This window comes from Salinispora tropica CNB-440, assembly GCF_000016425.1.
GTDB classification, from domain to species: domain Bacteria; phylum Actinomycetota; class Actinomycetes; order Mycobacteriales; family Micromonosporaceae; genus Micromonospora; species Micromonospora tropica.
Map to the genome: position 1 here is coordinate 5,139,614 of NC_009380.1, position 24,050 is coordinate 5,163,663.

The 24,050-nt window shown below is 68.9% G+C and carries 25 protein-coding genes and 1 pseudogene; 13 read left to right on the top strand and 13 right to left on the bottom strand.

Translation table 11 applies throughout. The features are described from left to right. Nucleotides 1–372: a TFIIB-type zinc ribbon-containing protein gene (locus tag STROP_RS22975; RefSeq protein ID WP_012015743.1), complete on the top strand. Its 372-nt coding sequence runs from the start codon at nucleotides 1–3 to the stop codon at nucleotides 370–372. 83 nt (nucleotides 373–455) lie between these two features. Here STROP_RS22975 and dnaB read toward each other — a convergent pair whose 3' ends face one another. The 5 genes from dnaB to rpsF form a co-directional block, all read right to left on the bottom strand. Next, nucleotides 456–1,862, bottom strand: coding sequence for a replicative DNA helicase (gene dnaB, locus STROP_RS22980; protein WP_012015744.1), 1,407 nt, complete (start codon nucleotides 1,860–1,862; stop codon nucleotides 456–458). Nucleotides 1,863–2,261: 399 nt separating this feature from the next. Beyond that, nucleotides 2,262–2,708, bottom strand: a complete 447-nt coding sequence (gene rplI / locus STROP_RS22985) for a 50S ribosomal protein L9 (protein ID WP_012015745.1) — start codon at nucleotides 2,706–2,708, stop codon at nucleotides 2,262–2,264. A gap of 14 nt (nucleotides 2,709–2,722) precedes the next feature. Then, entirely contained in the window at nucleotides 2,723–2,962 is a 240-nt protein-coding gene (rpsR, locus tag STROP_RS22990) for a 30S ribosomal protein S18 (protein WP_007073789.1), read from the bottom strand. A gap of 41 nt (nucleotides 2,963–3,003) precedes the next feature. Continuing rightward, nucleotides 3,004–3,531, bottom strand: a complete 528-nt coding sequence (locus STROP_RS22995; protein WP_026274713.1) for a single-stranded DNA-binding protein — start codon at nucleotides 3,529–3,531, stop codon at nucleotides 3,004–3,006. A gap of 90 nt (nucleotides 3,532–3,621) precedes the next feature. Continuing rightward, nucleotides 3,622–3,912 carry a 30S ribosomal protein S6 gene (gene rpsF / locus STROP_RS23000; RefSeq protein ID WP_012015748.1) on the bottom strand — a complete coding sequence of 97 codons (291 nt, stop codon included), beginning with the start codon at nucleotides 3,910–3,912 and terminating at the stop codon, nucleotides 3,622–3,624. Nucleotides 3,913–4,446: 534 nt separating this feature from the next. Here rpsF and STROP_RS23005 point away from each other — a divergent pair. Beyond that, a complete protein-coding gene (locus tag STROP_RS23005) occupies nucleotides 4,447–5,238 on the top strand; it encodes a deoxyribonuclease IV (protein WP_012015749.1) in 792 nt (263 codons plus the stop codon). Then, on the top strand, nucleotides 5,235–7,271 hold the full coding sequence (locus STROP_RS23010; protein WP_012015750.1) for a hypothetical protein: 2,037 nt from the start codon (nucleotides 5,235–5,237) through the stop codon (nucleotides 7,269–7,271). Before STROP_RS23005 ends, STROP_RS23010 begins: the two co-directional genes overlap by 4 nt. A gap of 16 nt (nucleotides 7,272–7,287) precedes the next feature. Here STROP_RS23010 and STROP_RS23015 read toward each other — a convergent pair whose 3' ends face one another. Both STROP_RS23015 and STROP_RS23020 read right to left on the bottom strand, forming a co-directional pair. Then, nucleotides 7,288–8,760, bottom strand: coding sequence for a glycosyltransferase family 87 protein (locus STROP_RS23015; protein ID WP_012015751.1), 1,473 nt, complete (start codon nucleotides 8,758–8,760; stop codon nucleotides 7,288–7,290). Between the two features lie 163 nt (nucleotides 8,761–8,923). Beyond that, the gene (locus STROP_RS23020; protein ID WP_238380254.1) at nucleotides 8,924–11,203 is read right to left on the bottom strand and encodes a transglycosylase domain-containing protein; all 2,280 of its coding nucleotides are present in this window, start codon (nucleotides 11,201–11,203) and stop codon (nucleotides 8,924–8,926) included. Here STROP_RS23020 and STROP_RS25950 point away from each other — a divergent pair. Beyond that, the gene (locus STROP_RS25950; protein WP_238380255.1) at nucleotides 11,172–11,909 is read left to right on the top strand and encodes a hypothetical protein; all 738 of its coding nucleotides are present in this window, start codon (nucleotides 11,172–11,174) and stop codon (nucleotides 11,907–11,909) included. The genes STROP_RS23020 and STROP_RS25950 overlap by 32 nt on opposite strands. A 136-nt stretch (nucleotides 11,910–12,045) precedes the next feature. On the opposite strand, the gene STROP_RS23025 is transcribed toward STROP_RS25950, so the two are convergent. Then, nucleotides 12,046–12,501 (bottom strand): DUF5318 domain-containing protein, encoded by a 456-nt coding sequence (locus STROP_RS23025; protein ID WP_012015753.1) that lies wholly within the window; start codon nucleotides 12,499–12,501, stop codon nucleotides 12,046–12,048. Nucleotides 12,502–12,672: 171 nt separating this feature from the next. Between STROP_RS23025 and STROP_RS23030 the strand changes: the two genes are divergently transcribed. From STROP_RS23030 to STROP_RS23045, 4 genes are all read left to right on the top strand, one after another. Next, nucleotides 12,673–13,308 carry a PadR family transcriptional regulator gene (locus STROP_RS23030; RefSeq protein ID WP_012015754.1) on the top strand — a complete coding sequence of 212 codons (636 nt, stop codon included), beginning with the start codon at nucleotides 12,673–12,675 and terminating at the stop codon, nucleotides 13,306–13,308. A 23-nt stretch (nucleotides 13,309–13,331) separates the two neighbouring features. Further along, nucleotides 13,332–14,411: an inositol-3-phosphate synthase gene (locus STROP_RS23035; protein ID WP_012015755.1), complete on the top strand. Its 1,080-nt coding sequence runs from the start codon at nucleotides 13,332–13,334 to the stop codon at nucleotides 14,409–14,411. Between the two features lie 105 nt (nucleotides 14,412–14,516). Continuing rightward, complete coding sequence (locus STROP_RS23040; protein WP_012015756.1) at nucleotides 14,517–15,413, top strand: hypothetical protein; 897 nt, start codon at nucleotides 14,517–14,519, stop codon at nucleotides 15,411–15,413. Between the two features lie 217 nt (nucleotides 15,414–15,630). Next, on the top strand, nucleotides 15,631–17,010 hold the full coding sequence (locus STROP_RS23045; RefSeq protein ID WP_238380256.1) for an RCC1 domain-containing protein: 1,380 nt from the start codon (nucleotides 15,631–15,633) through the stop codon (nucleotides 17,008–17,010). A 98-nt stretch (nucleotides 17,011–17,108) separates the two neighbouring features. Here STROP_RS23045 and STROP_RS23050 read toward each other — a convergent pair whose 3' ends face one another. Then, nucleotides 17,109–17,720, bottom strand: a complete 612-nt coding sequence (locus STROP_RS23050) for a hypothetical protein (RefSeq protein WP_012015758.1) — start codon at nucleotides 17,718–17,720, stop codon at nucleotides 17,109–17,111. 416 nt (nucleotides 17,721–18,136) lie between these two features. On the opposite strand from STROP_RS23050, the gene STROP_RS23055 reads away from it, so the two are divergent. Then, on the top strand, nucleotides 18,137–18,931 hold the full coding sequence (locus STROP_RS23055; RefSeq protein ID WP_012015759.1) for a helix-turn-helix domain-containing protein: 795 nt from the start codon (nucleotides 18,137–18,139) through the stop codon (nucleotides 18,929–18,931). Between the two features lie 3 nt (nucleotides 18,932–18,934). Continuing rightward, nucleotides 18,935–19,168: a DUF397 domain-containing protein gene (locus STROP_RS23060; protein WP_012015760.1), complete on the top strand. Its 234-nt coding sequence runs from the start codon at nucleotides 18,935–18,937 to the stop codon at nucleotides 19,166–19,168. Here STROP_RS23060 and STROP_RS24460 read toward each other — a convergent pair. Then, nucleotides 19,165–19,257 (bottom strand): annotated as a pseudogene (locus STROP_RS24460) (methylated-DNA--[protein]-cysteine S-methyltransferase); the annotation flags it as partial. The gene STROP_RS23060 and the pseudogene STROP_RS24460 overlap by 4 nt on opposite strands. A 200-nt stretch (nucleotides 19,258–19,457) precedes the next feature. Here STROP_RS24460 and STROP_RS23065 point away from each other — a divergent pair. Then, the gene (locus STROP_RS23065; protein WP_012015761.1) at nucleotides 19,458–19,691 is read left to right on the top strand and encodes a DUF397 domain-containing protein; all 234 of its coding nucleotides are present in this window, start codon (nucleotides 19,458–19,460) and stop codon (nucleotides 19,689–19,691) included. Here STROP_RS23065 and STROP_RS23070 read toward each other — a convergent pair. Further along, nucleotides 19,688–20,176 carry a methylated-DNA--[protein]-cysteine S-methyltransferase gene (locus STROP_RS23070; RefSeq protein WP_012015762.1) on the bottom strand — a complete coding sequence of 163 codons (489 nt, stop codon included), beginning with the start codon at nucleotides 20,174–20,176 and terminating at the stop codon, nucleotides 19,688–19,690. The two genes, STROP_RS23065 and STROP_RS23070, sit on opposite strands and share 4 nt — an antisense overlap. Nucleotides 20,177–20,210: 34 nt before the next feature. Then, nucleotides 20,211–20,615, bottom strand: a complete 405-nt coding sequence (locus STROP_RS23075) for a hypothetical protein (protein ID WP_012015763.1) — start codon at nucleotides 20,613–20,615, stop codon at nucleotides 20,211–20,213. A 121-nt stretch (nucleotides 20,616–20,736) separates the two neighbouring features. On the opposite strand from STROP_RS23075, the gene STROP_RS23080 reads away from it, so the two are divergent. Continuing rightward, nucleotides 20,737–21,252 (top strand): SigE family RNA polymerase sigma factor, encoded by a 516-nt coding sequence (locus STROP_RS23080; RefSeq protein WP_012015764.1) that lies wholly within the window; start codon nucleotides 20,737–20,739, stop codon nucleotides 21,250–21,252. Beyond that, nucleotides 21,249–22,391 carry a TolB-like translocation protein gene (locus STROP_RS23085; RefSeq protein ID WP_012015765.1) on the top strand — a complete coding sequence of 381 codons (1,143 nt, stop codon included), beginning with the start codon at nucleotides 21,249–21,251 and terminating at the stop codon, nucleotides 22,389–22,391. Before STROP_RS23080 ends, STROP_RS23085 begins: the two co-directional genes overlap by 4 nt. Before the next feature lie 91 nt (nucleotides 22,392–22,482). Here STROP_RS23085 and STROP_RS23090 read toward each other — a convergent pair whose 3' ends face one another. Continuing rightward, nucleotides 22,483–23,940 (bottom strand): CCA tRNA nucleotidyltransferase, encoded by a 1,458-nt coding sequence (locus STROP_RS23090; RefSeq protein WP_012015766.1) that lies wholly within the window; start codon nucleotides 23,938–23,940, stop codon nucleotides 22,483–22,485. Between the last annotated feature and the right edge of the window lie 110 nt (nucleotides 23,941–24,050).

The window sequence follows — 24,050 nt, forward strand, 5'->3', positions numbered from 1 at the left end:
ATGATGAGCCTCACCTGTCCCAAGTGTCACGGCGAGATGCGCCAGTACGAACGCAGTGGCGTCGTCATCGATCAGTGCAGCGAGTGCCGGGGGATCTTCCTCGACCGCGGCGAACTGGAGAAGCTGTTCGAGGCGGAGGCTAACTGGAACCGGCAGCAAGCCGCTCCGGCACCGGTCCAGCCCAGCGGGTACCCGCCCCAGCCTCCCCCGCAGCAGCCCGGCTACGGCACCGTGCCGCCGCCACCGCCGCCCACGCACGGCTACCCCCCGGCTCCGGCCCCGGCCTACGGCAGCCACGGTCAGCACTACGGCTACCACGGGCACTACCGGCGCAAGCGGCACAAGGGTTTCCTGGGCGACCTGCTCGGCTGAAAGCCGTACGACGCGTCCGGAGGGCCCCACCGCGGCACCGCGGAGCGGGGTCCTTCTGGACGCTCATCGGTCTGCCGGCTGGCTCACCCGATCGCCATGTCCACGAAGCGCGACAGGTGGAGCTGCGCCGCCACCGTCACCGTGTCGGTCGGTCCGTTCCGGTGCTTGGCCACGACGAAGTCCGCCTCCCCGGCCCGCGGCGACTCCTTGTCGTAGTAGTCGTCGCGGTGCAGCAGGATGACGACGTCGGCGTCCTGCTCGATGGAACCGGACTCCCGCAGGTCGGAGAGCTGGGGCCGCTTGTCCGTCCGCTGTTCGGGGCCACGGTTCAGCTGGCTGACCGCGATGACCGGGCACTCGACCTCCTTCGCGAGGAGCTTGAGGCCACGGGACAGGTCGGCAACCTCCTGCTGCCGGCTCTCCGTACGCTTCGGCGAGGTCATCAGCTGGAGGTAGTCGACGACGATCAGCTTCAGGTCGTGTCGCTGTTTGAGGCGCCGCGCCTTGGCCCGGATCTCCATCAGGTTCATGCTCGGCGTGTCGTCCACAAAGAGTGGCGCCTCGCTGATCTCGCCCATGCAACGGGCGAGCTTCGTCCAGTCGTCGTCGGAGAGCTGACCGCTGCGGAGCACGTGCAGGGGCACCCGGGCCTCGGCCGAGAGAAGTCGCATGACGATCTCGACCTTGCTCATCTCCAGCGAGAAGATCGCCGAAGCCTGATTGGCGCGAATCGCGGCATTCCGCGCAAAGTCCATGCTTGCCGTGGACTTCCCCAGGCCGGGCCGCCCGGCGACGATGATGAGCTGGCCGGCGTGCAGACCGTTGAGGAGGCGGTCGAGGTCGGTGAAGCCGGTGGGCACCCCGGTCATCATTCCGTTCTGGGCGCCAACTGCCTCGATCTCGTCGAGCGTGGGCTGGAGCATGTCGGCGAGGATGGCGAAGTCCTCGCTGACTCGCCGCTCGGTGACGTCGTAGACGGCCTGCTGGGCGAGATCAACGACGTCATCCACATCGCGGCTGCCGCCGGCGGCGGTACCGAACCCGAGCTGCACGATCCGGGTGCCGGCCTCGACCAGTCGCCGGAGCACGGCCCGTTCGCTGACGATCCGGGCGTAGTAGGCGGCGTTGGCCGCGGTCGGCACGCTGGCGATCAGGGTGTGCAGGTACGGTGCGCCCCCGATACGGACCAGGTCGCCGGAGTCGGCCAGGGCCGCCGCAACTGTGATCGAATCAGCGGGTTCGCCCCGGCCGTAGATCTCGAGGATCGTATCGAAGACGGTGGCGTGGACGGGTCGGTAGAAGTCGTTGCTCTTGAGAATCTCGACGACGTCGGCGATCGCGTCCTTGGAGAGGAGCATCCCGCCCAGCACACACTGCTCGGCGGCGATGTCCTGCGGTGGTGTCTTCTCGAACTGACCGTCCCGCTGCACCGGCACCGACGTCGGCCCGCCAGCACGCGGTTCGGCTGGCATCTCGTCGGCGACCGACACGGTTCCCCCTTCACACCGTCAACACATCGTCCCAGCTCCACCGCGGAGTCACGGCGTCTCGACCCGCACGGCGATCGGGGGCCATCGTGCGGCGGGTCGGGTGGCAACCATACGGAAGACGAGGTGGGCGCCTCAACAGCAGCGGTGGACGAGTCTCGGGACAACCTGTGGACAGCAGGGGGCAGGCATGTGCGCAGCTTGTGCACAGTCTGTGGATAACTGTGGAAGGCTTCCCCTCGACACCGTCCTGAGCTGGAACGATGCCATCCACACCCTGTGGATAAAAGAAAACCGGAGCCGGCTGGCTGACCACCGGCCGCCAGGTCGGGCCCGCACCGAGATACAGGTCGGGCCCGCGCCGTACTCGACGCGGGCCCGACCTGGTGGTGCGGGTGGGTGTCAGCCCTGAACGACGCTCAGGTCGAACGCGGCGGTCACCTCGGGGTGCAGCTTGATCCGCACCGGGTAGGAGCCGAGCGACTTGATGTGCCCGGGCAGCTCGAGCCGGCGACGGTCCAGCGTCGGGCCACCAGCGGCCTTGACGGCCGCGACGATCTCGGCCGCGGTAACCGAACCGAAGAGCCGACCGCCCTCGCCAGCACGGGCCTTGAGGGCCACCTTCAACCCTTCGAGCTGGCCCTTGACCTCGTTGGCGTGGCCGAGGTCGCGAATCTCGCGGGCCGACCGGGCCCGCTTGATGACCGTGACCTGCTTCTCCGCACCCTTGGTCCAGGCGATCGCGAAGCCCTGCGGCAGCAGGTAGTTACGGCCGTAGCCGTTCTTGACCTCCACGATGTCCCCTGGGGCACCGAGGCCGGATACCTCCTGGGTCAGGATGATCTTCATGTCGGCGCCTCCTCTCAGCGAGCCGTCGCCGTGTACGGCAAGAGCGCCATCTCGCGGGCGTTCTTGACCGCGCGGGCGATCTGCCGCTGCTGCTGCGAGGTCACGCCAGTCACTCGCCGGGCACGAATCTTGCCGCGGTCGGAGATGAACTTGCGCAGCAGCGCAGTGTCCTTGTAATCGATGTACGTGATCCCGTCCTTATCAAGCGGGTTCACTTTCTTCTTCGGCTTGCGAAGTGCCGCAGCCTTGGCCATTGACCTTGCTCCTGGTTTGCGATTGCGGGCGCTCGGCGCCATCAGAACGGAGGCTCCTCGTCGAAGTTGCCACCACCGGACCCGCCACGCGAGGGTGCGGGAGCAGGAGCGGCCGAGGCCCACGGGTCGTCGAAGTTGCCTCCGCCGCCCTGGCCACCACCGCCGCCAAAACCACCACCGCCCGAGCGGGACATCTTCTGCACCTTCGCCGTGGCGTAGCGCAGCGACGGGCCGATCTCGTCGACCTCCAGCTCGATAACCGTGCGCTTCTCACCCTCGCGGGTCTCGTACGACCGCTGCCGCAGCCGACCGGACACGATCACGCGGGTGCCGCGCTGCAGCGACTCCGCGACGTGCTCGGCGGCCTGCCGCCAGACGGTGCACGAGAGGAACAACGGCTCGCCGTCCTTCCACTCGCTGGACGACTTGTCGAAGAACCGGGGCGTCGAGGCGACCCGGAACTTGGCGACCGCCGCACCGGAGGGGGTGAATCGCAACTCGGGGTCATCGGTCAGATTACCGATAACCGTGATGATGGTGTCTCCTGCCATGACCATCTCCTCGCGCACTCATCGTCTCGCCGTACAGGCTTACAGAGCCGTCCGACAATGCCGACGAGGCTGATCCGGGGGTGTCGGGGTTGGGGGTCGGGGTGCGCCTCAGCGCACTTCCGGCCGGATAACCTTGGTACGCAGCACCGACTCGTTGAGCCGCAGCTGACGGTCCAGCTCGGCCACCGCTGCTGGCGTCGCCTGCAGGTCGATGACGGCGTAGATCCCCTCGGTCTTCTTGTCGATCTCGTACGCGAGGCGCCGGCGGCCCCACACGTCGGTCTTCTCGACCGAGCCACCCGCAGTCCGAATCACGTTCAGGTACGTGTCGAGCGACGGGGCGACGGTGCGCTCCTCAAGGCTGGAGTCGAGGATCACCATGATCTCGTAATGACGCAAGACGTGCTCACCTCCTATGGGCTAGGCGGCCACGGTCCTTCCGTGACAGGAGGTCGTGCGTCGTGGCCCACCCGGAACCGGGGGGACCCGGCCGGACGTGGACAACCGGACCAGGATACCCGGTCCGAACGATCATGCCCGGGGCGGTGGAAGCCCCACCGGACATGGTTCACGGGGGGCCCAGCCAGGACATCGATGTCGAGGCGGGCCCCCCGTGACCAGAGACCGCGGGGCGTCGCGTCCGCATTCCTTGGGTGGGACCTGGGGAGGAACGACCACACCGATGAGGTTGGACCGGCGACACCCCGCGGGGCTTCATCATGTTGTTTCCCGACCATATACGTGCTGTGCTGGACTTGTCGGAGAATTCGGTAAATCTCTGACAATCCCCTAGTCCAAGCCCGCAGAACCGTCCATCCCACCTCGTTCAACGACCACTGATTGCTGCGGTAACGCATCTCTAACCGCTCCGGCTACGCGCGTCGCCGCACTGCGGTCGCCGCCGGTCGGTGAACTCGACGTAGGCTCCCCAGCATGCGTATCGGAGCCCACGTCGATTCGTCCGACCCACTGGCGGAGGCGACCGCACGAACCGCCGACACCGTGCAGTTCTTCCTCTCCGACCCGCAGGGCTGGAAGGCGCCGAAGCCACGAACGGACGCCGACCGGCTACGCGACGCCGAGGTGGACCTCTACGTGCACGCGCCATACGTGATCAACCTGGCCACGTTGAACAACCGCATCCGGATCCCCAGCCGCAAGCTCCTGCTGGCGCACGCCCAAGCCGCCGCCGCGGTCGGAGCCCGCGGCCTGATCGTGCACGGGGGCCACGTCAACGCGGGCGACGACCTCGCCACCGGCTTCGACAACTGGCGCAAGGCCTTCGCGTACGCAGCGGAATCCGGCGGCTTCGGCGTGCCGGTGCTGATCGAGAACACCGCCGGCGGGGCGAACGCCTGCGCCCGCCGGCTGGACGCACTCGCCCGGCTCTGGGACGCGATCGGCGACCACGAGGTGGGGTTCTGCCTGGACACCTGCCACGCCTACGCGGGCGGTGAGGAGTTGCTCGGGCTGGTCGACCGGATCAAGGCGATCACCGGGCGGATCGACCTGATCCACGCCAACAACTCCAAGGGCACCTTCAACTCGGGTCAGGACCGGCACGACAACCTGACCGGCGGCACGATCGACCCGGAGCAGGTGGTGGCGGTGATCCGCGCGGCGGGCGCCCCGGTGGTGGTCGAGACACCCGGCGGGGCGGGCGGCCAGGCAGCCGACATCACCTTCCTCCGGGAGCAGCTCGGCATGCCGGCTCCGACCGCATGACCACCGGACGCTCCGGCGGCACACCGCCACCGAATCCCGAGGCGGCCAGCACCGCCGGTGACCGAAAGCCCAAGACCGACATGGACAAGCTCGAAACCGATCCGGGTGACGCCGGATCGCCCAAGGACGGCCCCACGACGGCCGACACCGCCGCCGCCGAGAGCACTGCCGGGAGCGCCGCCGCCGAGAGCACCGACGACAAGGGCACCGACGACAAGAGCACCGACGACAAGAGCGAGAAGAGTAAGAAGGAGAAACGGGACCCGTTCGCAACCTTCGGCCCCGCTCCGACGCCGGTGCCGACCCGCGTCGGCCGGGCAACCCGCGCCGTCGGCCGGTTTCTGGCGCACGAGTGGACGCTCGCGGCGCTCGGCTCGCTGGCCCTGGCCGTCGCGATGACCTGGCCGACACTGCGCTACCCGCGCTACACCCTGCCCCAGGACTACTGGGATCCGAGCCTTCAGGCGTGGCAGATGGCCTGGTCCGGGCACGCGCTGTTGACCGACCCGGGCCGGTTGTTGCACTCCAACGCGTTCTTCCCGGAACGGTGGAGCTTCGCCTTCTCTGACACCCTGCTGGGGTACGCCCCAGCGGGAATGATCGGCACCGGCCCCGAAGCGGCCCTGCTCCGGTACAACATCATGTTTGTGCTGGCCCACGCCCTCGCCACGTTCGGGGCGTACGTGCTGGCCCGGCAGTTGGGATCGGGCCGCATCGGTGCCGCGGTCGCCGGAGTGACCTACACATACGCACCCTGGCTGCTGGCCCAGGCCGGGCACCTGCACGTCGTCTCCAACGGTGGTATCCCGCTGGCGCTGGCCATGCTCGCCCGGGGGCACGGCTGGTCGCTACGGCACGGCTACCGACCGGAGAAGCGACGAGTCGGTTGGGTCTACGCCGGCTGGTTGGTCGCCGCCTGGCAGCTGAGCCTCGGCTTCGGCATCGGGCTGCCGTTCGCGTACGTCCTCGCCGGGATCGGGCTGGTCGCCACGGTGACCTGGATCCTGCGGCGCTGGGTCGTCAACCCGGTGCGGCGCCCCTTCGGCCGGCGGCTGTTCACCGCCGACGTGGTCGGCGGGCTGATCTTCGCCGCGGTCGGGGGGATGCTGGCGCTCCCCTACTTCACCGTCGCCGAGCTGCATCCGCAGGCGGAGCGGACCGCTGCCGACCTCGCCTGGTTCTCCCCGCCCGCGACGGGCTTCCTCACCGCGCCTGCCGAGTCACGGATCTGGGGTGACCTACACGAGGGGGCCCGGGCGACGCTGCCCTGGCAGCCGGAGATGACGTTGCTGCCCGGGTACGTGCTCTACGCGCTCGCCCTGGGCGGCCTCTTCTTCTCGGTCTGGCGGGTCCGGCACCGGCTCCTGCTGCTGGCGGGGGTCGTGGTCAGCATGGTGCTGGCGATGGGCACCGAATTCCTCGACGGGCGGTACACCTTCGTGCCGCTCTTCGAGCACCTACCCGGATGGAACGGCATTCGTACGCCGGGCCGGCTGATGCTCTGGACGACGCTGCTACTCGGGCTGCTCGCGGCCGGCGCGGTGAGCGCCTTCGCCGGCCGGGTACGGAAGATCTCCGCCGCGCGGATCCCCTCCTGGCCGAGCCCGTGGCTGCGGTTGGCCACGCTGCTTCCGCTGCTGTTGGTGACGGTCGAGGGGCTGAACCGCACCCCGCACCCGGTCGTTCCGGTGCAGCCCGCGGCGATGCGCACGGTGGACGGCCCACTGCTGGTGCTGCCGAGCGACCAGAGTCATGACCAGCCGGTCATGCTCTGGTCGACCACCCACTTCCAGGACATCGTCAACGGCGGAAGTGGCTTCACCCCGACCCTGCTCGAGGAGGTACGTCGGGTGACGATCACCTTCCCCGATCAGGGCAGCGTCGAGTACCTGCGCACCCTCGGCGTTCGTAACGTGCTGATCCCTCGGAACCAGGTGGCCGGCACGCCGTGGGAGTTCAGCATCGACGCGCCGGTCGACGCGCTCGGCATCACCCGGGAGGAGATCGGCGACGTGGTCGTCTACCGCCTGTGACCGGCCTCCGCGCCGGTCAGGTCGCCGCCACGGAGGCCCGCTGTCTGGTCACCCAGGGGGCGTCCGGTGCGCCGTCGATGACCCCGGCGTCCGGGTCATCGGGGTAGCTGGCCCGTACCGCGTCCTGCTCCGGCCGGAGGATCTCCCGGATGACCAGCACGCAAAGCACCACGACGGTGGTCAGCCGGAACGTGGCGGCCAGCACGAAGACGCCTTCGGGAAAGACCGGCGTGCCGGTGGAGGTGCCCAGTAGTTCGCCGTAGAAGGCCACGAAGTAGCCGACCTCGGCGAGTTGCCAGGCCAGGAAGGCACCCCACTTGGGGCGGGCGAGCACGACGAGGGGCAACAGCCAGAGCACGAACTGCTGCGACCAGACCTTGCTGAAGATCAGGAAGGCGGCGACCACGAGGAAGGCGAGCTGGGCGAGGCGTGGGCGGCGCGGTGCCCGCAGGGCCAGCACGGCGACGCCGACGCACGCCAGGAAGAACAGGGCGTACGCCAGGTTGTTCAGCACCGGAATGTTGTTGCTCAGCCACTCGAACGGGCCGGCATCGGGCTCGCCGAACTTGCCGTCGAGGTAGCGCCCGATGTACCAGAGGGTGCCCCAGTCGATCGGCCGCTCCGTGTTGAGCTCCAGGAAGCGTCCCCAGTTGGTGGGGTAGAGCAGCGCGGTGGGGAGGTTCACCACCACCAGCGCCGCCGCGCCCGTACCGATCGCGGTGAGCGCAGCCCGCAGCCGGCTGCTCCGAATGGCCAGCAGCAGGATCGGCCAGAAGAGAAAGAGCGGCCAGAGCTTCGCCGCTCCGCCCAGGCCGAGTAGGAGTCCGGCCAGCGCGGGTTTCCGGCGTGCCCAGGCGAGCAGACCGAACGCGGCCAGTCCGATGGCGAGAAAGTCCCAGTTGACAGTCGCGGTGAGCAGCAGCGCGGGGGCGAGCGCGAAGAGCGCCGCGTCCCAGGGTCGTCGACGTCGCAGCGCCAGGATCACGGCGACCGTGGCCACCGCCAGCGCCCCGAGCACCAGCACGTTCAGGTTGTAGAACCACATGGCCTGGTTCAGGCCGGGGTCCTCGCTGCCGAGCTCGTGCACCGGCAGGCCGAGGACACCCATGAAGTAGCCGGTGAGCACCGGATACTCCACCGGGTGGTCCCGGTAGGGGACCTTGCCCTCGTTGAGCCCTTCGGCGTAGTACAGGGCGAGCACGTCGGTGTAGCAGAAGCGGGTGTACTGGACGTTGTTCGTCCAGGCACCGTCCTGGCAGGGCGACTTCTGCACCCAGTGCAGGGCCATCGTCAGGCAGACCAGGGCCAGGACGATCCGCACCGCGGTCCAGAACCGACGCTCCCCCCCGACCGGCCGGTCCAGCGCGGCGGCGTGGTCGCCCAGCGGGCCGCCGATCAGACCGGAGACGCCGCGGACAAAGCCGTCGGAGCGGGACGGGTGGTCCGGTGCGGCGGAGTTGTCAGTGCCGCCCGTCGTCTGCGTGCTCATGACGTGCATCCTGCACTAGATCGGCGTTGCCGTCGTGCACCCGGATGACGTGAGGGCGTCGGCCACCACCGCAGGACAGGTCTGGACGTCGCCGATGCCGCGCCGCCGCGCCGCACCCCTGCGGGTGTGGCGCGGCGGCGCGGTACGGCGCTCGTCAGCCCAGCTAGTCCCGCCCAGGGCGTCCGGTGCCTCCGTTCGACGGTGGCGGGAGCCCGGTATCCCCGCCGTTGTTGTTGCCACCGCCGTTGTTGTTGTTGCCACCGCCGTTGTTGTTGCCACCGCCGTTGTTGTCGCCACCGCCGTTGTTGTCGCCACCGCCGTTGTTGTTGTTGCCGTCGTCGTTGTTGTTGTTGCCGTCGTTGTTGCAGAACACGTCGAACAACGCGTTACAGTCCGACTTTGGTTCCTCCGGCAGCTCACCGTTACCGGCCTTGTCGTCGCCGGCACCGGTGATGCGCGGCAGGTCAGACTTGGGCGCGCCGTCCAGCGCCTCGTCCATGAACCGTTTCCACAGAGCCGCCGGAAGACCACTACCGCCGATATTCCTGTTGTTCTTGTCGACGATCGCGGGTTCCTCGGTGTTGTGGCTGCCGATCCAGATCGCGGTCGCCAGGTTGTCGTCGTAGCCGACCATCCAGGCATGCTCGTGCTTGTCGGTCCCGTCCAATTCCCAGGTGCCGGTCTTCCCGGCTGCCGGCCGACTCCCGGAGAGGGCGTTGTCGGTCCTGCTCGGAATCTGCTTGAGCACCGCGGTCACCTCATCGGCGACGCCCTTGCGAATCCGTTGCTGCCCGTCCAGCTTCTCGCCGGTCCCGCTGACGACCTTCCACTCGCCGGTCTTCTCGTCCTTCTGCTCGACCTTGAGCACAAAGTGCGCCTTGTGGAAGACGCCGTCGTTCGCCAGCGTCGCGAGACCGTTGGCATGGTCGAGGACGGTGACCGCGTACTGGCCATAGCCCACCACCCGGTCGAAATACTCCGGCGCCAGGTCCTCCGGCTTCTCCGCCAACAGGTTGAACGGCTCGCGATCGTCGTCCCACATGGTGGTGATGCCGGCCTGCCGGGCCATGCTGACCACCTTGTCCGGGCCAATCTGCTCCGCCACGTGGAAGAACGGAACGTTGTACGACCGGACCGTCGACTCGTCGAGGGTGCAGGACTTGTTACAGGTCTTACTGACGTCTCGACCCGCGTTCCAAATGCGACTTTCGTAGCCCTCGGGCGTGAAGGGCGTCGCGTCCCACCGCGAGTTGACGGAGATGCCGGCCTCGATGGCGGCGGCCAGGGTGTAGACCTTGAAGGACGAGGCGGGTGGATGGCCCCCGGTGAGCACGCCCCCCAGGGTGTTCTTGCCGGCATAGTCAATATCGGCGCCACTCTCCCCACCGTAGTAGGCGAGCACCCGGCCGGTCTTGGGATCGACGGCGACTCCCGCGGCCATCAGGTTATCCGGCTGGCCGTCGAGGACCGAGCCCTTCACCCCCGCCCGTGCTGCCTTCTCCATCGCGGTCTGCATCCGGTTGTCGATGGTCGTGGTGATCTTGTAACCACCCTTGCGCAGCGCGTCCCCGCAGGAGGGCTTACCCTCGGTCCCCGCTCCCGTGTTGGTGCAGAGCCCCCACTGCTCCATCTCCGCCCGCACGTAGTTGATGACGTTGCCGCGGGGGGTCGCCACGCCGAAGCCGTTGCCCCCCTCGGCCAGCGGCTTCACCTCTGGATATTCGGTCGGCCGCTCCGCCGCGTCGAGCCAGCCCTCGGCCACCATTCCGTCGAGGACGTAGTCCCAGCGCGACTTCGCGTCGTCCGGGCTGACCGCCGGGTCGTAGCCGTTGTGGGTGGCGGTCTTCTCCGGCTGCTTGATGAGCCCGGCCAGCACCGCGCCCTCGCCGACGGTCAACTTGCTGGCGGCCTTGCCGAAGAAGGTCTGCGCCGCGGCCTCGACCCCGTAGGCACCACGGCCGAAGTAGATCACGTTGAGATAGTTTTCCATGATCTTGTCTTTGCTGAACTGGTCGTTCAGCTTGGAGGCGAAGATCGCCTCCCGCACCTTTCGGGCGTAGGTGTCGTCCTCAAGGCTCTCGTAGGCGTTACGCGCGTACTGCTGCGTGATCGTCGACGCACCCTGCCGGTCGCCACCGGTGAAGTTGTTCCAGGCGGCCCGGGCGATGCCCTTGTAGTCGACACCCGAGTGCCGGTAGAAGTTCCGGTCCTCGGCCGCGGCGACCGCGTCGCGCACGTGCTGCGGCATCTGACTGGTGGTGATCAGCGTCCGGTTCTCGTTGCCGAGCTTCGCGACCAGCCCCTTGCCGTCACTCGTGTAGACCGTCGTCGACTGGGGAAGGGGAATCTGGTCGGGCAGGACGACGCCGGTGGAGAAGTAGGTGAAGCCGACAACGCCCAGGCCGGCGAACATGATGAGGACCGCGAACGAGGCGATCAACATGTTCGCCCGCTTCCGCTTCTTCGCCCGTGCGACGGCGTTCGGGTCACGACCACCGTTTCGGGATCGGCCCGACCCACCGGGGCCGCCCGGGCCACCGGGACCACCGGCGGCCGACGCGACACCGGCCCGCGGCACCGAGGCCCGGCCCCCGGCCGCTGCGCCGGCTCGGGCCCGCCCCACGGACGCCGAGCCAACCGAGGCCGACCCAACGGACGCCGAGCCAACCGAGGCCGAGCCAACCGAGGCCGAGCCGCTCGCAGCGCCGACGCTTGCGCGCCCGGCGGAGCCGCCCGGCGCGGGGGATACCGGCACGGAGGCGCGGCCGGGCGCGGACGGCGCCGGTACCGAGGCACGGCCAGGTCCAGCCGATGCCGGAACCGAGGCGCGACCTGCCCGACCGACTGAGGCCGAGCCGGCAGTGCCCTGGGAGGGGACGGACGCCGAGCCACCAACCGAGGCGCGGCCGCTGGAAGCGCCGCCCCGGGGTGTCACCGAGGCGCGGCCCGCTGTTCCCTCCGGTGCGGCCGACTGGCCGCGCGCCGCACCATCGGAGGCCCGGTACGCGTCGTCGGCCCGTCCGGGGACGCCGTGCTGGCCCGGTATCTGGGCCCGCCCGCGCGAGGAGCTGGGGTCGCCGTACGAGTTCATTCTTCACACCCTGCCGGTCGCGGTGGAGCGCTGCCGCGCCACCACCGGTTTGCCGTGAGTTGTGGCACCAGGTAGTACGACATCCCGTCGCACAAAGGCACCTATTTGCCAACCAAGAGGGCGAATCGGACTGTCAAATCGGCGATCGATCTGGGCGGCGGCCCGCTGGGCCGAAGCGACCGATCGTGCTGACGTCACCGTTGCGCCTCTCGCCTCCGTTGCCCGCCCGGGGCGTCCGTGGTGGGCACCCCGCCCACTGCGACCTGCTCCGGCCCGTTCTCCGCCAGCCCGTCCCGCCCGAGCAGGTACTGCTCGATGAGGTGGTTCCAGTCGCAGCCGAGGCACACTTCTACCACGAAGACCTGAAACTCACGCAGTGTCATCGCCAGCGCGGGCAACTCCACCAGTCTCCGGGCCTGACCGGCGGACTGCCGGAGTTCATCGCCGTAAATGTAGTGCACGCGTGTCAGGTTCTCACTCCGACAGATCGGGCACCGCTCGTCGGTCGGCTCGCCGTGAAACCGGGCCGCGTTCTTCAGGTAGGGCGAGGCATCGCAGAGGTCATCCGGGCTGACCCGGTTGGCCAGGAGGTCCCGCAGCGCCGCCCGCTTCCGGAGCGAGTAGTCGACCACCTGGCGCTGCGTACGCATGAGCACGAGAGTACGCGGTGTCGCCTCACCCGGCGACCGGGGTAACTACCTGTAGTCGAGACACGGCGGTGCGGGGTTTGCCCCACCTGCGGCAATCCGCTAGCGTGACGATGTATCGGTCCGATACATCGTCGTGGTTAGTGCTCGGTGAGCAGGGTAAGGAGGAGGGCAGTGCTCGAATTCGCCATCCTCGGTCTCCTGCAGGAGGCTCCGATGCACGGTTACGAGCTGCGTAAGGAGCTGACCGCGAAACTCGGTGCCATCCGAGCGGCCATCAGCTACGGGACCCTCTACCCAACCCTGCGCCGCCTACAGGCGGCAGGGTGGATCACCGAGGCCAACGAGACACCCGCCGCCTCGGACGTTCCCGCGCTGACCAGCCGACGAGGCCGCGTGGTCTACGAGATCACCGCGGAGGGCAAGGAACGGTTCGCCCAACTCATCGCCCAAGCCGGGCCCGAGACATATGACGACACGGGTTTCGGCGTGCACTTCGCGTTCTTCGCCCGAACCGACCAGGCAACCCGACTTCGCATCCTGGAGGGTCGCCGCCGCAAGATCGAGGAGCGCCGCGAAGGGCTCCGCGACGTGCTCGGTCGCGCCGCCGAGCGGCTCGACGCGTACACCCTGGAACTGCAACGCCACGGCCTGGATGCCTGTGAGCGTGAGGTCCGCTGGCTGGAGGAGCTCATCGCCAACGAGCGCTCCGGCCGTGCCCCGACAGCCCCGGTCACCGGGACGGCCGGCGGCCGATCAGAAGACAACAGCCCGCCTCCGCCTGGAGAGTCCAGGAAAGAGCGGCCGTGATGAAGGAGAAGGAGGCAGACGCTATGGGCTCCGTCCGCGTCGCCATCGTCGGTGTGGGTAACTGCGCCTCGTCCCTCGTACAGGGCGTGGAGTACTACCGGAACGCCGACCCGAACGAGCGCGTCCCGGGTCTCATGCACGTCACCTTCGGCGACTACCACGTCTCGGACGTGAAGTTCGTCGCGGCGTTCGATGTGGACGCCAAGAAGGTGGGCATGGACCTCGCGGAGGCGATCGTCGCCAGCGAGAACAACACCATCAAGCTGTGCGACGTGCCGCCCACCGGGGTGACCGTGCAGCGCGGGCCGACGTTCGACGGTCTCGGCCAGTACTACACCGAGATCATCGAGGAGTCCGACGCCCAGCCGGTCGACGTGACCGAGGCGCTGCGCGCGGCCAAGGTCGACGTGGTCGTGGCCTACCTGCCGGTGGGCTCCGAGGACGCCTGCAAGTTCTACGCGCAGGCCGCGATCGACGCAGGCTGTGCCTTCGTCAACGCTCTCCCGGTCTTCGTCGCCTCTGACCCGGTCTGGGCGAAGAAGTTCGAGGACGCGGGTCTGCCGATCGTCGGCGACGACATCAAGAGCCAGGTCGGCGCCACCATCGTGCACCGTGCCCTGGCGAAGCTGTTCGAGGACCGCGGCGTCGAGCTGCTGCGCACGTACCAGCTCAACTTCGGCGGCAACATGGACTTTATGAACATGCTGGAGCGCAACCGCCTGGTCTCCAAGAAGATCTCGAAGACCCAGTCGGTGACCTCCCAGGTCCCGCACGAGATGGCCAAGAGCGACGTGCACATCGGCCCGTCGGACCACGTGCCGTGGCTGGACGACCGCAAGTGGGCCTACATTCGCCTGGAGGGCCGCTCGTTCGGCGACACCCCGCTCAACGCGGAGCTGAAGCTCGAGGTGTGGGACTCGCCGAACTCCGCCGGCGTCATCATCGACGCGGTCCGGGCCGCGAAGATCGCCCTGGACCGAAAGATCGGCGGCCCGATCCTGTCGGCGTCGTCGTACTTCATGAAGTCCCCGCCGGTGCAGTACGCCGACTCCGACGCGCACGCCGCCGTCGAGGAGTTCATCGCCGGCGAGATCGCTCGCTGACGTTCTGACGCACCACGAGGGGATGGGCCGCACGGCCCATCCCCTCGTCGCCGTGCGCGGAGTCCCACCGGCGCGGGGCAGCGCACCGCCACCGCTCGTGGCAGCATGACGGCGGTGCGCCTACGACCGCCGCTGATCGGCACGGCGGCCGTACTGGCCGCCACCCACGTCCTCGGCGTCCTGTTCGGCGATCCTCCGCTGCGCCACGCGGAGGTCCTGGCCCTGCTGGTGCTCGCGGGCTACGCACTGCTCGGCGAGCTGCCCGAACCCCGCTGGGTCGTACCGGCCGCGCTCCTCGTGCTCGTCGTGGAGGCGTACCGCACCGCTCCGGCCGACATAGGCCACGGCAGTGACCAATTCTTGGTTGTCGCACCCGATGGCTACTCTCCGCCGCCAGTCATGCTCACCGACGGTCTCGACCTGACCTGGGCGGCCCTGGCCGCTTCCCTACTGCTGCTCTGGGCCGGACGCCGCTGGCCGGCGGCGTACCACCAGCCGGTCCCGCGACGCGGGCCGGTCGTCCCGGGCACCGTACTCGCCGTTCTGCTGCTCACCGCCTATCCGGCCGTCCGACTCAGCGAGTTCGCCCTCGACCTGTCCGCAGGGGAGCAGTCGACTTCCGCTTCAACCGATCCGGTCTCGGCGGCCGTGGTCCGCGCCGGCTCGGTGATGCTGGCGCCACTCGTACTCGGGCTGGCCGCGATCTGCCTCACCGCCGTACTGTTCCGGCGGAGTCGGGTGATCGCCGCTTTGGGTGCCGCGCTTCTCGCCGTCGCCGCCCTGCCACAGTTTGACCTGGCGCTGGCCAAGGCGGACCTGCCGGTCTACGCCGGTCCACCCTCCGCCCTGGCCATCTCGTTCGCCATCACGCCGTCGCCGCTCATAGCAGCCCCGCTGCCCGCGCTGGCCGCCGCCATCGAGTTGGCCGCGTACGTGTTTCTGGCCGTCGGCCTGACCCGCACCGGGCGCCGTGAGAAGACCGCCACCAACAGCCCCAACTGACGCCCATCAGCGCGTTTCACCCCGCGCCAGAACAGACCCACGCCGGGCTGTGCTCCTTCCCGCCAACCTCAGATCTGCGACGCGGCTCCACTGATCCTCGGCGGCTCTTCGGCGGCGGCTCGCGTGACACGGGCGTTTCTCCGTTGAAAACGGAGGATAAGCGATGAAAATGGCGTCGATTCCATCGGTTTATGTTGTCTGCTCGGAAGTAGGGACGATGCAGGGACTTTCTCACCGGGCCGGTCGTAGCGTTCGAGCCCACCGGGCAGGTCGGGTCGTCACCGGGGCGTTCTGCCTCGCCCTGGCTGTGACGCTTGCACAGACGCTCAGCGTGTCGCCGACGGTCGCGCAGAACGGGCCCTCACGTGACGCGTCCGACACCGTCCTCGCCTGGGGCGACAACAAAGATGGTGAGTTAGGCGACGGGACCACCACGGACAGCAGCACACCCATAGCCGTCGACCTACCGGCCGGCACCACCATCACCGCCATCGCCGCCGGCCACGACCACAGCCTGGCGGTGACGTCCGCGGGCACCGCCCTCGCCTGGGGCAACAACCTCTTCGGCCAGCTAGGCGACGGAAGCACCACGGACAGCAGCACACCCATAGCCGTCGACCTACCGGCCGGCACCACGGTCACCGCCATCGCCGCCGGCGACGATCACAGCCTGGCGGTGACGTCCGCCGGCACCGCCCTCGCCTGGGGCGACAACGACCGGGGCGAGTTGGGCGACGGGACCACCACCCGCCGCGACACGCCGGTAGACGTCGACCTACCGGCGGGCACCACGGTCACCGCCATCGCCGCCGGCATCGGCCACAGCCTGGCGTTGACCTCTGCTGGCACCGTCCTCACCTGGGGCCTGAACTCCGACGGCCAGCTGGGCGACGGAACCACCACGGACAGCAGCACACCCATAGCCGTCGACCTACCGGCCGGCACCACGGTCACCGCCATCGCCGCCGGCAGTCTCCACAGCCTGGCAGTCACCACCGCCGGCACCATCCTCGCCTGGGGCAACAACTCCGACGGCCAGCTGGGCGACGGAACCACCACCAACAGCAGCACACCCATAGCCGTCAACCTGCCGGCCAGCACCACCATCACCGCCATCGACGGCGGACGCGACCACAGCCTGGCAGTCACCTCTGCCGGTAGCGCCCTCGCCTGGGGCGACAACGACGACGGCCAGCTGGGCGACGGAACCACCACCAACAGCAGCACACCCATAGCCGTCAACCTGCCCGCAGACACCACGGTCACCGCCACCACCGCCGGCAGTCTCCACAGCCTGGCAGTCACCACCGCCGGCACCATCCTCGCCTGGGGCAACAACTCCGACGGCCGACTGGGCGACGGAACCACCACCAACAGCAGCACACCCATAGCCGTCAACCTGCCCGCAGACACCACGGTCACCGCCACCACCGCCGGCTCGGCCCACAGCATGGCCCTAGTCGCACCACCACCCGACCTGCCCACCACCGGCCCCAGCCTGCCGACCACGCTCACCATCGCCGCCCTGCTCCTCCTCACCGGAGCCGCCCTCATCCACCTCGCCCACCGATACCGACCGGCCCGCCGCCCACGCTGAGGCAACCCGAAGACGGCTGTTGGCCGCCACCCGGTTCGGGTGGCGGCCAACAGCTTGTTTCCCCCTTGGGGTTTGGTCTCTTTGCGGTGGGGCTGGGGTCAGCTGGTCCAGTGCTCGGCCACGAGGTCAGCGGCCTGGGTCTCCCACTGGGCGTAGTGGAACGGGTACGCCGACACCTGTACCGTCTGGGCGGCCTCGGTCAACGGCATCTCCTGCCAACCGTCAACCTGCTTCAGACCGTCCAGGAACGCGGTCGTGGAGTACTCGGGGTCGGTGATCTGCTCCACCGTGCCCCACCCGGACGACGGGCGCTGCTGGAACAGGCCCTGCGAGTCGTGGTCGTTACGGGCACCCAGGTGACCCAGGTTCTCCAGCTTCGACTCCTGCAAACTGGTCGCGATCGCCACGACGGCGGCCCGCTCGCCCATCTCGGCCTGCTTCGTGGCCTCGATGATGGCCTTCACGTTGCCCGTCTGCTCGTCACCCAAATCGATCCGGGACTGCGCACCCTGGGTGCCGTGCGGGATCAACGTGTCCATGTCCGGCTTCTCCACCGGCACCGCCGCCGCCGAGGCAGTAGCGTCCGCCGACGTGGCGGGGGCGGGGGTGGTAGCGGTGGTGGTGTCGAAGGTCTGGGGGCTGGCCATCACACCAGCACCGAAGGCCAGACCAGCAATACCAAGTGCACTGCGACGCATAATCGTGTTCATGGGGGTTGCTCCATTCGGGGGTCGACACCCACACACATCCCGAAGGGGGTCGGGAGCGGGGTGCAAGCACCGTCCGGCGCTCAAGAACCAAGGGAAGGGTCGGCGACCGCGGGTCTCGCGGGGGACACGCACGGCGCCGGGTCCAGATGTAACGACCGGCCAGCCACCACCATTCCCGGCGGCCGTCCCCGCTGACGGCGGGGCGCTTCCTCGGTCGTACGCATGGTGTAACGCCCCGGCACCCGCCGAGATTCCGCCCCCACCATGACCCCGGTCACCCCTAAAACAGGCATATACCGGACAGATCGCTCACGAGCTCAGGGGGCATCGACCTCAATGGCGGCCTTCCGGCACGCCCTCGACGGCCGGCGTTCGGGCAGGGAAGATTTAGCCGATTCGAGCATTTCCGGGCGTTAATGCGGGAGAAGGCTGGGCTGACCTTGAAAGAGGTCGGTGACTACGTCAACCGAAACCCCGGCACATTGAGCCGGATGGAGTCTGGATTCGTCGCCGCCCGCTTACCCGAGGTGCTGGCGTACCTCGATGTCTGCGGCATCGACGACCCCAAGCGCCGGGAAGATCTCAAGACGATGGCGCAAGATGTCTGGCAGAAAGGCTGGTGGGACGGGTTCACCGCCAACCTCGCTGGCGCGCTGATCGACTGGGTCTGGCTGGAGAGCAGGGCTACGCACATCTACTCGTTCGAGGTCGCTGTTCTGCCTGGCCTGTTACAGACCCGCGAGTACGCCGAAGCTGTGATCCGAGCCTGGGACCACAGCGCCTCCACCGCCGACATCGACCGCTATGTAGAGGTCAGGATGGCCCGCCAACGCAGACTGACTGATGCCGAACCCGTCCAGTTCTCCACCGTCATAGACGAGGGTGCACTTCGCCGACTGGTCGGTAGTCCGGAAGTCATGCGTGCGCAACTTGCTCACCTGCGGTCTATGGCTACCTGGCCAAACGTTGAGATCACGATCTTGTCTGGTCAGGCAGGCGCACATGCCAGCCCCAACGGTTCCTTTGACGCCTTCCGGATGCGCCGGCCGTACCCGCCCACCGGCTGCATCGCTACTGCCGCCGGGAGCATCGTGGTCGAGGGAGACAAGGCGCACTCACTTTTCCAGCGCTACGATCGACTACGCTGCGCGGCCCTGCACAATGGCGCTGCGCAGCGGATCCTCTTTGATCTGGAAGCACGTCTGGAGTGAGCAATGACGGCGAAGACCTGGGCCGACGCTACCGAGCCAAGCAGGGTCGCCTGGCACGTCAGCACGCGCAGCGGCAGTGGCGGCGGTGACTGTGTCGAGGCGGGGCCGGTGCTCGACGGAAGCAGGCGGGTCGCCGTACGCGACAGCAAGGACCGCTCCGGCCCGGTCCTCGGCTTCTCCGCCACCAGCTGGACCGACTTCCTCACCGGCCTACGGTCCGGCACCCTGACCGGCTAACCCGACGCCGACCACCTGCGCCGAAGGGCCACGCCGGCCTCCAGCTCCAACAGCTTTACCTTCCGGTCGAACCCGCCACCGAAGCCAAGCGATTGCTTGACGTGCGTCTGGATCACATTTCGGGCTTTCCGACTGACAGGGCCAGTTGGGGTAAGGTCACAGCCGGCTGCCTTTCACCAACGCTGAATCACCCTTCCGGCGATACGATCGTCTTCGCACATGGCACTGCGCAACGGTGCCGTGCAGCGACTTCTCTTCGATCTCGAGGCGCGTCTGGAGTGAGTTGACAATGGTGGCGACGGACACGACCAGACCGGTGAACCTGGCACCGGTTGATTGGCGAATCAGCACCCGCAGCGGCAACGGTGGCGGCAACTGTGTCGAGGCGGGGCCGGTGCTCGACGGAAGCAGGCGGGTCGCCGTACGCGACAGCAAGGACCGCTCCGGCCCGGTCCTCGGCTTCTCCGCCACCAGCTGGACCGACTTCCTCACCGGCCTACGGTCCGGCACCCTGACCGGCTAGCCCGCCGACGACCACCTGCGCCGAAGGGCCACGCCGGCCTCCAGCTCCAACAGCTTCACTTTGCGGTCGAGCCCGCCACCGAAGCCGACCAGCTTCCCGCCGGAGCCGACGATCCGGTGGCAGGGCACGATCACCGGCACCGGGTTCCGGTTGCACGCCACGCCGACCGCCCGCGCCGCCGAGGCATCGCCGAGCCGCCGGGCCACCTCGCCGTAGGTGAGCGTCTCCCCGTAGCCAATGGCGGTCATCTCCCGCCACACCGCCCGCTCGAACTCCGAGCCTCGGGGGATCCGCACCGGCACGGTGAACGCGGTCAGCTCGCCGGCGAAGTAGGCCCGCAGCTCGTCCACGGCGCGGGCCGAGAGGCTGTCGGTCGGTTGGTCGGCGGCGTCGGCGACCCGCGCGAAGTGCGCTCCGCACACGGCTTCGCCGTCGGTGGCCAGGGAGAACTCACCGATCGGTGAGTCGAGCACGGTCCAGCGCATCCGCCTATTCTCCTTCGCCGGTACGACAACCGGCTCAGAGGAGGTTCACCCCGAGCAGCAGGGTGCCGGCGGTGAGGCTGGCACCGCCGGCGATGGTGAGCCAGATGAGCTTGTTGGGCTTGGTGTCCCGGGGCCGGACCACCGAGAGGAAGAAGCCGAGCGGCATCAGGATCGGGGCGGCGACGAAGAGCAGCCGGATCAGCGTACGGGTGCCGTCACCCACATCGGCCTGCTCGATGTAGGGCAGGGCCACGAGGGCGAAGAGGACCAGCACCCCGGCGTGCGCGTGCCCGGCGGTCCAGAGACCCCGGCGGACCGGGTTGTCCAGATAGCCGGTGTGGCGGCCGGCGAGGTGCCGGAGCAGGGCCAGTCCGCCGAACGCGATGGTCACGACGGTGATCAGCAGGATTCCGGCGGTGTTCAGGGTCGAGGGGGACATACGGACACCTCCAACTAGTCAATGTAAAGATGCATCTCCGCCTGAATCTTGTCAACATCTAGATTTCCTGGACGGGCAAATTCTCAGCGGTCGCCGGCGTCGGAAGTAACGGAGGTGACCGGTGTCCGAACGCATCGACGGGGAGTTCACCGCGTTCGTCAACGAACGGGGTGGTGTTCTACTGCGGGCCGCCTACGCCCTGGCCGGCAGCCAGCACGGCGCCGAGGACCTGCTCCAGACCGCGCTGGCCAAGGCGTACGCCCGCTGGCCACGGATCCGGGGGGACGCCGAGCCGTACGTACGCCAGATCCTCTACCGGGACCAGGTGTCCGGCTGGCGACGGCGGGTCCGTCGGCCGGAGTTCCCGGTCGCCGTGCCACCCGACAAGGTCGGCGGACCCGACCGCGGGCACGAGGTTGACCTGCGGCTGCTACTGCGCGAGGCGCTGCTGGCGCTGCCACCACGGCAACGCGCGGTACTGACCCTGCGCTACCTGGAAGACCTGAGTGTCGAGCAGACCGCCGAGTTGCTCGGCTGCCGGGCCGGCACGGTCGCCAGTCAGGCATCCCGGGCATTGGCCCGGCTGCGGCAACTGGTTCCCGCACTCGACGGACACCTCACCGAGGAGCGGAGATGAACGGACCAACCGAACAGGACCTACGTACCGCACTGCGGGAACTGGCCGACGAGGCCCGCGTGACGACCAACCTCGCCGACGCCGCGCGGACCCGGGGCCGACGGCTGCGGCGCCGACGGCGACTGGCCGCGACCGGTGGCGCGCTGGCGACATTGGTCGCCCTGGCCGCTCCCTTCGTCTGGCTCCAGCCAACCGCCCCCGAGCCGGGCCCCGCCGCCTGGGGTCCGCCGGCAGACTCAGCGGCGCCGAGCCCATCCCGGATACCGGCACCCGCCGACGACTGGACCCAGCGCCCCCTGACGCTGCCCGGCGGATGGCTACTCGTCGGTGCCACCCCGACCGGCACGTCCTACACGCCGGACGGCCAGCGCATCATCCAGCAGGGGTACGCGTTGGACCGCACCCAAGACCAGTACGTCAGCACCGACGAGTACGACGAGATCTGGGCCTCGCCCAGCGGTGAGGTCGCCGGAGTGGTGAACTACGACCGGCCGGGCGAGTTCGGGTTGCTCGACCTGGACAGCGGTGCGGTGCGCTGGGTGCGTACCGGTCAGCACACCATGATGCCGCAGTGGTCACCCGACGGCAGCCGAATCGCGCTCACCATCTTCGACAAGGCGAGCGGAGACCGCGCCCTCGGCGTGCTGAGTGCCACCGGCGGATGGCAGACGTTCCCGGTGGACACAGAGAGGTACTTCTGCACCGACTACTGCTACTTCACCTGGACCCGGGACGGCCGGGAGGTGGTGTGGCAACAGACCGACCCCACTGCACCCCGCTCCGAGGCGGCGCCGCACATCCGGCGGGGGGTGCAGCTCTTCTCCCCCGACGACGGTCGTCCGATCAGGTTCCTCCCGATCAAGGGTGACCCCACCGGACCGTGGTCCTGGTCGCCGGACGGCCAGCGGGTGGTGGTCAAGGGCCCGCAGGGGCCGGAGATCGTCGAGGTTGCCACCGGGCGCGTGCTCGGGCCGACGGCGAGCGCGGAGGCGGCGTGGGGCCCCGACAACCGGTTGCTGTACCAGGACCGGCTGACCGGGGAGATGGTGCTGATCGACCTGGACGGTCGGGACCTCGTCCGGCAGGCCCTTCCGGGCGAGGTCGGGCAACAGCTGATTGTTCTGGTGGCACCCCGTTGACCGGCCGGCAGACACTCGCGGCACCCCGGTCCCCGAAGCGCCGGACCGGTCGCGCTACGCCCTACTCGGCGATTCCCTACTCGACGATCCTCTACTCGACGATTCCCTGCTCGCGGGACCAGCGCAGCAGCTCGGCCTCGGCCTCGTCCCGACCCAGCGGGCCCCGCTCCAGCCGTACCTCCTTGAGGTGTTTCCAGGCCTGCCCGACAACCGGACCCGGCGGTACGCCGAGTAGCTCCATGATCGCGTTGCCGTCCAGGTCGGGGCGGACCCGGGCCAGGTCCTCCTCCGCCGCGAGCCGGGCGATCCGCTCCTCCAGCGCGTCGTAGTCGGCGGCGAGCTGGGCGGCCTTGCGCCGGTTGCGGGTGGTGCAGTCGGAGCGGGTCAGCTTGTGCAGCCGCGCCAGGACGTCACCGGCGTCGGTGACGTACCGGCGCACCGCCGAGTCGGTCCACTCGCCCCGGCCGTACCCGTAGAAGCGCAGGTGCAGCGCGACCAGGGCGGTGACCTTGGTGGTGGTCTCCTTGGGGAAGCGCAGCGCCTTCATCCGGGCCTTCGTCATCCGGGCGCCGACGACCTCGTGGTGGTGGAAGCTGACCCGGCCGTCCGGGCCGACCGCCTTCGTCGCCGGCTTGCCGACGTCGTGCATGAGCGCGGCCATCCGGAGGATGAAGTCGCAGCCGTCCTCCTCGTACGTGACGGCGTTGCGCACCACGGTCAGCGTGTGCTCGTACACGTCCTTGTGTTGGGCGTGCTCGTCGATCTCCAGCTTGAGCCCGGTCAACTCGGGCAGGAACCGCTCGGCCAGCCCGGTGTCCGCCAGCAGCCGCAGGCCGGCGATCGGATCGGCGCCGCAGAGCAGCTTGGTGAACTCGTCCCGGATCCGCTCCGCCGTGATCCGGTCCAGGTCGGCGGCCATCCGCACCATCGCCGCCCGTACGTCCGGGTGCACGGCGAACCGCAGCTGCGCGGCGAACCGGGCCGCCCGCAGCATCCGCAGCGGGTCGTCGCGGAACGACTCCTCCGGTGCCGCCGGGGTACGGACCACCTTGGCCGCGAGGTCCGCCAACCCGCCGTGTGGGTCAATGAAGCGATGCTCGGGCAGGCTGACCGCCATCGCGTTGACGGTGAAGTCCCGCCGTTTCAGGTCCTCGGCCAGGCTCGTGCCGTACTGCACCACTGGGTTGCGGCTGACCTGGTCGTACACCTCCGCCCGGAAGGTCGTGATCTCCAGCCGCAGACCGTCGCGCTGCACCCCGATGGTGCCGAACTCCCGGCCGGTCTCCCAGATCGCCTCGGCCCAACCACGCACGATCCGCAGCGTCTGGTCCGGGTGCGCGTCGGTGCAGAAGTCCAAGTCGTCGCCGAGCCGGCCGAGCAGTGCGTCGCGGACCGATCCGCCGACCAGGTGCAGTTCGTGGCCGGCGCTCGCGAAGCGGCGGCCCAACTCGTCGGCGACCGGGGAGACCCGGAGCAGTTCGGCCACGGCGGTGCGCTGCGCGGCGGTAAGTTCGCGGCGGTCAGCGGTGTGCGGTGCGGAGTCGGACATGGGAGGGCCAGCCTATCGGTCCGATCGGGCGCGGCATCCGCCGGGCGCGGATGGCGCCGGGCGGACGACTAGGCTGTGTCGAGGCTCTCGCCCGCGGACCTATGGCTCGG